General features: G+C 70.3%; 12 protein-coding genes and 2 pseudogenes. 13 read left to right on the top strand and 1 reads right to left on the bottom strand.

The window, feature by feature from the left end:
• Positions 1-382 precede the first annotated feature (382 nt).
• The 12 genes and pseudogenes from QLQ12_RS21490 to QLQ12_RS21435 form a co-directional block, all read left to right on the top strand.
• Positions 383-1,596, top strand: a pseudogene (locus tag QLQ12_RS21490) (hypothetical protein); the annotation flags it as partial.
• Positions 1,597-1,874: 278 nt separating this feature from the next.
• Complete coding sequence (locus tag QLQ12_RS21485; protein WP_282762036.1) at positions 1,875-2,090, top strand: hypothetical protein; 216 nt, start codon at positions 1,875-1,877, stop codon at positions 2,088-2,090.
• Between the two features lie 50 nt (positions 2,091-2,140).
• Entirely contained in the window at positions 2,141-2,422 is a 282-nt protein-coding gene (locus QLQ12_RS21480; RefSeq protein WP_282762034.1) for a hypothetical protein, read from the top strand.
• Positions 2,419-2,976 (top strand): hypothetical protein, encoded by a 558-nt coding sequence (locus QLQ12_RS21475; RefSeq protein WP_282762032.1) that lies wholly within the window; start codon positions 2,419-2,421, stop codon positions 2,974-2,976. The genes QLQ12_RS21480 and QLQ12_RS21475 overlap by 4 nt, the downstream gene beginning before the upstream one ends.
• 167 nt (positions 2,977-3,143) lie before the next feature.
• On the top strand, positions 3,144-4,130 hold the full coding sequence (locus QLQ12_RS21470) for a DUF932 domain-containing protein (RefSeq protein WP_282762031.1): 987 nt from the start codon (positions 3,144-3,146) through the stop codon (positions 4,128-4,130).
• A gap of 276 nt (positions 4,131-4,406) precedes the next feature.
• Positions 4,407-4,925, top strand: coding sequence for a hypothetical protein (locus QLQ12_RS21465; protein ID WP_282762029.1), 519 nt, complete (start codon positions 4,407-4,409; stop codon positions 4,923-4,925).
• Positions 4,926-4,996: 71 nt separating this feature from the next.
• Entirely contained in the window at positions 4,997-5,479 is a 483-nt protein-coding gene (locus QLQ12_RS21460; RefSeq protein ID WP_282762027.1) for a hypothetical protein, read from the top strand.
• Positions 5,476-5,805, top strand: coding sequence for a hypothetical protein (locus QLQ12_RS21455; protein WP_282762026.1), 330 nt, complete (start codon positions 5,476-5,478; stop codon positions 5,803-5,805). The genes QLQ12_RS21460 and QLQ12_RS21455 overlap by 4 nt, the downstream gene beginning before the upstream one ends.
• Before the next feature lie 14 nt (positions 5,806-5,819).
• Positions 5,820-5,984 (top strand): hypothetical protein, encoded by a 165-nt coding sequence (locus QLQ12_RS21450; protein WP_282762025.1) that lies wholly within the window; start codon positions 5,820-5,822, stop codon positions 5,982-5,984.
• 23 nt (positions 5,985-6,007) lie between these two features.
• Complete coding sequence (locus QLQ12_RS21445; RefSeq protein WP_282762024.1) at positions 6,008-6,412, top strand: hypothetical protein; 405 nt, start codon at positions 6,008-6,010, stop codon at positions 6,410-6,412.
• Positions 6,409-6,780, top strand: a complete 372-nt coding sequence (locus QLQ12_RS21440; protein WP_282762023.1) for a hypothetical protein — start codon at positions 6,409-6,411, stop codon at positions 6,778-6,780. Before QLQ12_RS21445 ends, QLQ12_RS21440 begins: the two co-directional genes overlap by 4 nt.
• Positions 6,781-6,969: 189 nt before the next feature.
• Positions 6,970-7,620, top strand: a complete 651-nt coding sequence (locus tag QLQ12_RS21435) for a hypothetical protein (protein ID WP_282762022.1) — start codon at positions 6,970-6,972, stop codon at positions 7,618-7,620.
• Between the two features lie 58 nt (positions 7,621-7,678).
• Here the strand turns inward: QLQ12_RS21435 and QLQ12_RS21430 are convergent, their stop codons facing one another.
• A complete protein-coding gene (locus QLQ12_RS21430; RefSeq protein WP_282762021.1) occupies positions 7,679-7,849 on the bottom strand; it encodes a hypothetical protein in 171 nt (56 codons plus the stop codon).
• Positions 7,850-8,075: 226 nt separating this feature from the next.
• Here QLQ12_RS21430 and QLQ12_RS47085 point away from each other — a divergent pair.
• Positions 8,076-8,332, top strand: a pseudogene (locus QLQ12_RS47085) (IS5/IS1182 family transposase); the annotation flags it as partial.

The following is an 8,332-nucleotide window of genomic DNA, read 5'->3' as shown; positions in this document are numbered from 1 at the left end:
AATCGCCCCCCGCGCGCCCGGCCCCACGGCCGGGCGCGCGTCGCGTTCCACACCCCGAAACACCCACCCCGTAACGCGCCGCATACGGCCCCGACAGCGCGCACCCATACCGATATGCCAGCGTGCAACAAACGGCGGTCAGCGAGGCGCACAGCGGCCCTAATGACCATTGCCGACCAATCGGCGCACCGGCGACGGAGACGATTCGCGGTGCGCGTCCTAGTCGCCAAAAAAGTTTGGCGCCGGGGATTGACATTGATTGCGTGCAGAGGGTCCATGGACGTGGGCCACAACAACGGCCCCGCCGAAACCGCAAATAGAGGTGCACCCGCACCACGCGAAATCGCAATTCCAATCCCCTTTCTGTTGGAGGTAATTCGTCATGTCCGTCACCACCGCCACCCCCTCCGCCGAGTCCGTTGCCGCCGCCCTCCGCGCGCACCCCAACGGCGTCACCGCCCGCGACCTCGCCACCGCCGCCGGAGTCGGCGCCTCCACCGCCGCCAAAGTCCTCGTCGCCATGGAAACCGCCGGGACCGCTACCCGCACGCCCGGCCCGGCCAACGGCAACCGCAAGCCTGCCGATCTCTGGCGCCCCGCCACCACCCCCGAGGAGACCGCCATGACCGACCCGACCGCCGACGACATTGCCACCACCGACGAGGCCCCCGCCGCCAATGGGTCTACGCGGATCGTGGAGAGCCACATGGCGAAGCCCGACGAGACCGTCCACTTTGAGATTTCCGGCGACGACGTGACGAACACCGGTGACCGCGAGGCCGGAATCTTCCTGACCGAAGCGGGAAGGATCGTCGCTGATGTGCCGGTCACGGTGACCGCCGCCGAGCCGACGCCTGGTGACAGCGCGGGCACGGTCGCCACCGTGGCACCGGTGTCCGGGGCGCCGGTATCGGGTGCGCCGTCGGGTGGGGCCGACTATTTCAAGATCGTCATGGTGGCGGGCATTTTGGGTGACTACCCGAACGGCGTCGCTGCGGCGGTCATTACCGAGTTGTCTGGGCTGCGTGCGCCGGTGGTCGCGCGGGTGCTGATGGCGATGGAGGTTGCCGGGGCAGCGGTGCGTAAGCCGGGCGGTGACAACAAGGAGGACACCCCGGACCGGTGGGTGCGCGGTGAGGCCGACCTGAGCACGGTTGACCTCGCAAACGCGGCCCCGTACCGCGAGTGCGTGTGCTCGTGCGGTCACAAGCACCGGGTGAAGAACGCCGTCACGGTCACGGCCCGCCGGACCGGCCGTACCGGCGCCTCCACCGGTGAGATCAACACCGACGGGTCGGAGAAGCTGGGTAAGAACGGGCTCCGCAACCTGGTGGAGGCGTTCATGCGGGACCTCGGCCCCCGCCACGAGGTCACCCCCGGCACCGTCGGGCGTGAGTTGGGCGGCGTAGCTCCGGCGCGTGCGGTAACGCGCTGTCGAAACTCACCGACTTCGGGGTGGTCGTGCTGACCAGCGAGGCGCCGGTGAAGTACGCCCTCGCGGACGACGCGCCCGCCCCGGCCGACGAGGTGGTGGCTCTGATGACCCGCCCGCCGGTCAGCGACGACGAGGCCGACAACGCCACCGACGACGCGGCGGGCGATGACACCACCGACGGGGCCGACAGCGCCGACGCGGCGGGCGACGACGCCACCCCGGAAGCCGACAGCGCGGAGGCTGCGGGCGACGACACCACCGACCTGACGGCCGACGACACCAACACCACGGCCCCGGAGTCGGCCGACGACACCGCCGACGTGACGGCCGACGCCGACGCCGACGTGGTGCTGGCGGCGTGAGATCCGACCGGGCGGGGCGCGGACAGCGCCCCGCTCGGCACTGCCCGACCAACCGACCCGCGATTTAGGAGGTTCCTATGACCCCGGCGCCGAACCGTGTTCCGTACGTCCCGGCGCACAGCGGTATGTGCCCGATCGGCCCCCACCTCGTGTGCGCGGACTACAACGCCATGCCGCAACAGATGTGGGCCACCGACCGCCAGGACTGGCAGTGCGAGGGGTGCGGCAAGTGGATGACCCGCACCTTCACCGCCGGTACGGGGTGGAGCGCATGGCGACCGACGCACCGCTAGACCCCACCCCGTGGCGCCAACCCCTTCCGGTACCGACAGGAGATCGTTTCATGACCACACCAGCATCCCTACCGCCCGACCCCAGTAGCCCCACCGCCGTAGCCGCGCCGTCCGACACCGGGCCGGTGTACGTGGTGGCCGGAGGTGACATGGTCGCCGTGTTCACCGACCTGGACTCCGCCGCCATTGAATTCATGGTGATGGTCGGCGCCAACCTCGAACCGATCGTCCGGAAGGTTCGCGCGGACCAGTGGGCGTTGATGCGGGCGGGGCTACGCGCCACGGTGCCCGGCCTCGTGATCGTGGACCTGCGGGACGGGGACGACCAGTGACCCGCCCCGGCCCGCACGGCGGGGTGCCGGATCTTCCGGCCGGTCTTGCGGCACGGCCGCGTGACGCGCGGCGCGGGTTGCCGATCCCGCCGGTCAACGTGCACGACGGTCCCCACGGCCCGTACGTGGACTTCACCACCCTCAACATCACCGCCTCGGCCGACCTGGCGGCGGCGCGTCGGTGTTCGCTGTGCGGCGAGCCGATGGGGTATTGGGTGGCGTTCCTGGGTGGCCCCCGCGCTGCTGAACTGTTGCGGTACACCGACCCGCCGGGGCACCCGGAATGCATGACGGCGGCGCTCAGACTGTGTCCGCATATCGCCCTCGCGCGGCACCGGCGCGCCCGTCCGGACCGCCCCGGTAGCGGCATGATGCCGCCCGGCTCGCACGGCGAGAAACCCGAGCGGTACGTCCTCGGCATCACCCGCTCCTACCGGACTCGCTTCATCCCGGAGCACGGCTTCTCGGTGTTCCTGCCGGCGCCGTTCAAGGCCGTGCACGAGTACGAGTACGGCCTGGACGGGCGCCTGAACACCTCCCCGCGCACCCGCTAGGGGTGCGCTGGCGGCGGGCGTCAGATTCGCCGCAGAAACCTTCATAGATCGGCCCGGATCGACTTGATCCAGGCCCATAAGTAGGAATCATTGCTCGTGACGGTGCGGCCGGGACGCAACCCCGGCCCGCCACCACCGACCGAACGAGTCCGAAAGGGACACCCCTCGTGGCACACGAACTGGAAACCCTCGCCAACGGCCAGACGGCCTTCGCCTCCGCCCGGCTGTCCGCCTGGCATCAGCTCGGACAGATCACTCAGGACTGCATGACCGCCGAGGAGGTCATGAGCAAGGCGTGGCTCGGTGGCTGGGAGGTCCGCAAGATCCCGCTTCAGGGCATCGAGGTCAACGCCAAGGGCGTCACGAAGGTCGACTGCCCCGACAAGTTCATGACCGTGCGGACCAACCCGCACAGCGGCGAAACCGAGTATCTCGGCATCGTCGGCGACGACTACGCCACCGTGCAAAACGAGCAGGTCGCCGAAGTGTTGAACCTCCTCGTGGACGAGAGCGGCGCGCACTTCGAGACGGCCGGCTCGATGCGAAGGGGCAAGAACGTCTTCGTCACGATGAAGCTCCCGGACGCGATGAAGATCGCCGGGGTCGACCGGATGGACCTCTATCTGATCGGCACCACCAGCCACGACGGCACCGCCGCGCTGAGCTTGAACGCCTCGCCGGTGCGCGTGGTGTGCGCCAACACGCAACGCATGGCGCTGGAGCGGGCTGTCAGCTCCTACACGTTCCGGCACACCTCGAACATCACCTCCAAGATCGGCGAGGCGAGGCAGGCCCTGCGCCTGACGTGGAGGCACTTCGCCGCATTCGAGGCCGAAGCCGAAAAGATGATCAACGAGACGCTCACCATGGGCGAGTTCGAGAAGGTCGTCGCGCAGTTGTGGCCGGTCGAAGATGACGCCTCCGACGTGGCGAAGAACAACGCGAAACAGCGCTCGGCCACGCTGCGGTTCCTGGTCCGCGACGCGGACACCCAGAAGGCGATCAAGGGCACCCGGTGGGCCGGATACCAGGCCATCACTGAGTACGTGGACCACTTCGCCAAGGCCAGCACCCCCGAAGTCCGCGCCCGGCGCGCGGTGACCGGCAAAGGTGCGGACCTCAAAGCCCGCGCGTTCGACCTGCTGGCGGTCTGAGCATGGCCCGGTATCGGGGCCGTCACCGCCGCACCGGGCGGCGTCCGGCCCCGGCACCGGCGGGCGTCACCACCGCCGAGCGCGCCACCGCCGCCTCCGCGCGGCCCGGCGCCTCGGCCCGGTCCCGCCCGCCCGCGCAACCCGGCCCTAAACGCCCGCACACGACATATCCCGGCCGCCCGGGGGTGCCGGTCACCCCCGGGCCCGGCAGGCGCCGTCACGCCCGCGCCCGCACCTCGATCGCCTCGAACCGACTCCACGACGGAGGCCCTGATCATGACCACCGACCCCTCGACCACCGCCGGCCCGCCGCTCGCCGAGCGCCTTCTCGCTGAGATGAGCGACCTATGCGAGGCGTACGCGAGGGAGCAGGTGGCCCGCGCCTTGGCCGAGCACTCCGCCGACCACAACGAACACCAGCTCCACACCAATCGCGCCGACTACTGGGGAGGTGAGACGCTCGCCCGGTACAACGCCCTCGTCACCGCGATCACAGCCGCCGTTCCGCAGGAGGCCGAGGCCCAGCTCGAGGAGTTCCGTCCGGTTCGGACCCTGGCGAACGGCCACGTCGAGATCCACGCGCGAGACCAGCACGCCCGCCCCGTGGTCGTCAGGTTCACCGGCGCTGAGGCGGTCACCGTCGGAGTCCACCTGACGGTTCACGCCGCGATCGGCCTCGACCGCACCGGCGCCAAGGTCGACCAGGTGCTGCCCCCGGTACTCGCCGCCGTGCCGCCCGCCGTCATCGGCGAACCCCCGGTACCGGTCATCGGCCGAGCACCCGCCCCGCAATGAACGACCCGGATGGAGCGGCCTGGCCGCTCCATCCGGCCACCCTCCAACGCCCCTCACCACCAGGAGAAACTGTGACCACCGTTGACCGCCTGCTCGACCTCGCCACCGCGTACGCCCATGCCGCCGTACGCGCCGACCGCAACCGAGCCGCCGCCCGCTCCGCAGCGAGCCCGACGGAAAAGGCCGCCACCACTAGCACCCTCGAGGCGGCGGACGCCGCCGTCGACAACGCCCGCGCCGCGCTGCGCGCCGACCTTCACCAAGCCCTCGAACTGCCGGTGCGTGCCCTGCCGGATACCGAGTTGCCCGTGTGTACCTGGCACACCGGCGAAGTCCTGATCCGCGCCCTCACCAGCAACGGCGAACGGGTCGTACGGGTGCGCTACACCCCAGCGCAGGCCCTCGCCACCGGAACCGCCCTCATCGCCTGCGCCGCCATCACCGACCAACGCCTCGGCGGCACCCTGTCGAGCATCCTCGGCGACTTCCCGCCCACTGCACCCACCACCGAGACGGGCGGCGCAGACACGCCCGAGGCCGGGAGCCGGTCATGACCGCCACCCCGGACGACGCGCCCGAGGTCGGGGTCTACCAGGCGTCCCTCGACGGACGCCGGCTGAGCGAGGCCCTCCGCGCCCTCGGCCCGATCGAACCCGCCCTCACCGACGTGCTCACCCACTTGAACCTGCGCATCTACCGGCGCGACCACGCCGCCGGTGACCGCACCGACTACGTGGTCCTCGACGTGCACGGCGTCTCCATCGGAGTCCAGCGCCGCGAAGGCGACCTGTACCTGCACGCCGACACCTCCGAGACCAACGACGCCGTCATCGCCTTCGAGATCAACGGCGGCGGCGAAATCGACCACCCCACCCACTGACCCGAGGAGCCCTCATGCCCACCGACGGCAACCGGCCGCCACGCCTGCGCGATGTCGTCACCAGCCGCGCCGGACTCGAACCGTACGAACAACGCCCCGGAGTCGTCACCGACTTGCAGAGCACCGGCGGCGTGTACCGGCCCGCCGACGCCACCGAGGCAGACCACCCCACCCGCTGACCCTTGAACGAACGGACCAACTGATGGATCTCAACGACACCGCTCGGGTACGCCACCCGATCAGCCCGGTCGAGTACCGCCTCGGCACGATTATCGCGATCGAGAACCAGCCCGGCGGGCTTCACGGCGGACGCTACCGGCTGCGCTTCCCCACCGGAGACGAGCGCACGTACTACGGCGCTGAACTCACCGCGTGCAGCCGAGGCGACGACAAGGCGGCGCTCATTGCCGCGATGACCAGTGCGGCACGCTCGCTGATCTCTGCCTGCCGGATCGCCCACGACTTCGACGATGAACTCAGCGCCGCCATCATGTTCCACAACACGTGCCTGATCGAGGCCGCCAACGATCACCTCGACGGGGCCATCGACCCGGCGCACCTGAGACCGGGCAACTCGGGACACGGCACGGCCGAGGAGCGGTCGTGACGCCTCGTTACACGCACGCGCAGGCCACCCACCGCCCCGGGCCGGTCTGCGGAGCCGACGACGGACCCGTGACCCTGGTGACCGAGGATCCCTTGCAAGTGACCTGCCCGGACTGCCCGGACCTCGTGTGGATCGAGGAACTCCCTGACGACGCGACCGCGGGCAACCCTCGGGTGATCGAGGTGCTGCGTGAAGTCATGCGCGGCCACATGCGCAAGATCGACGGGGTGATCGTGGACGGCACCACCGCCGCCGCCATCCTGACCGTGTACGACGCCGTGAAACCGACCACCCAGGCGAAAATCGCCGCACTGGACATCGACAAAATGGCCGAGGTCGCCTGGCGGATACTCCGGCCGAAGTCCTAAGTGAAGGGCGGTGGCCGGCGGGCACACCCGAGGGTGCGTGCAGTTCCCGCCGGTCACCTCACCCGAGCCCCGGGCCACCGCGCCGAACGAGCCGCATATCCCGGGTGGATGTGCGAGCGATCGTAGCCCTACGGCCCGCGAACCCTCGGCCCTTGCGCGGTCGACCTCAACCCGGCCGGAGGTGTAAGGATGATCGTCGTGGCGCAACGCAGCATCAACGGACGAGTAGCCCTCGACCGAGCGGGCGTGGCCGCGCACACCGGCGCCTCGCGCTCCACGGTCAACCACTGGCACCGCCACCGCGACCGGTTCGGCTTCCCCGAGGCGTTCACCCACGACGGCGGCGAATGGTTCTGGCTCGACGACATCACCGCGTTCCACGCCGCGCACCTCATGGCGAAGAGGGCCGTGCTCACCGAGATTGACCGCAGCGGCGGCCCGAACGATCGCGTGACCTCCGGCGGCGCGGCGGCCATCCTCGGATACGCCTCGCATCGCAACCTGCCGGACGAGCTGATCGACAACCCGGACTTCGTGGAGGAGTTGCCGAGCGGGCGTCTGCGCCGGTACTGGTACCGGAGCACCGTGTGGGCACACGCCGACGCCCGCACCGGCCGCCAATCCACCGGCCGCACCCCCGGCACCACCAACAGCGTCCGGAAACCGCACCCGTACGCCGACGACCCCCGCCTTCACGCCGCCGCCGAACTACTCGCCGAAGCGAAGGAGGCCGGACGCGACCGGCGCGGCCTCGGCGTCGAGCTGGCCCGCCGCCTGGGTGTCCCGCAGCGGACCGCGCAACGGCTGCTCACCGTCGCCGAGACTGACCAACCGAGCTGACCCGCGAAGCACGCGAGGCGCCGCCGGCCTCTTCGACCGGCGGCGCCTCGCGTTCAAGTCACTCGTCCTCGTCGTCGTCCTGCCGGGCGGTCGGCACGGTCGGGGCCTGCATCAGGTACCGCAATGCGCCATCGAAGTCGGTGCCCTGGGTTTCGGCCGTGCGGGCGAGAACGTCGAATGCCTCGTCGCTGATCTCGATGATGCGCCGTCCGGGTGCGGACGTGGTCATGTCGGTTCCTCCTGGTCTTGACGGGTGGTGCCCGCCGGTCGGGCACCTGGCATCCATCCATGCCGATCCGGGTGGAGCCATCAAGCCGACAGCGGGGGCGCACTGGCGGGCGCGGCCTGCGAGGCCGCACCGGGTGACACCGGCGTGCGGTAGGACGCTTCGGTCTCAGCGGCGTCAGCACACGCACGAGGGCGGCGGCGAGGCCGCGGGCCCGGCCGGGGGTGAGGTGCAGGCGCATGTCGATGCCGCCGGCAAGGGTGGTCTCGACGTGCAGGCGTTCCAGGTCGGCCGAATCGGTGCCGATCCGGTCGGGTGCCTTGTCCCAGAACGCCGCCCGCACATGCGCGGCGACGAGCTCGACGCCGGGTTCAAGCAGGATTTCGCCCTGCATGGCGCCGTGCTGGGCATCGACGTTGAAGTCGTCAAGCGATCCGACGTCCGGCCCGGGTTCGTGCCAATGAAGAAGCGGTGGCTGGTCGAGCA

The organism is Actinoplanes sandaracinus, assembly GCF_030009775.1.
GTDB lineage: Bacteria > Actinomycetota > Actinomycetes > Mycobacteriales > Micromonosporaceae > Actinoplanes > Actinoplanes sandaracinus.
Note: the sequence above shows the minus strand (reverse complement) of the source record. Positions and strands in the feature narration are given on the sequence as shown.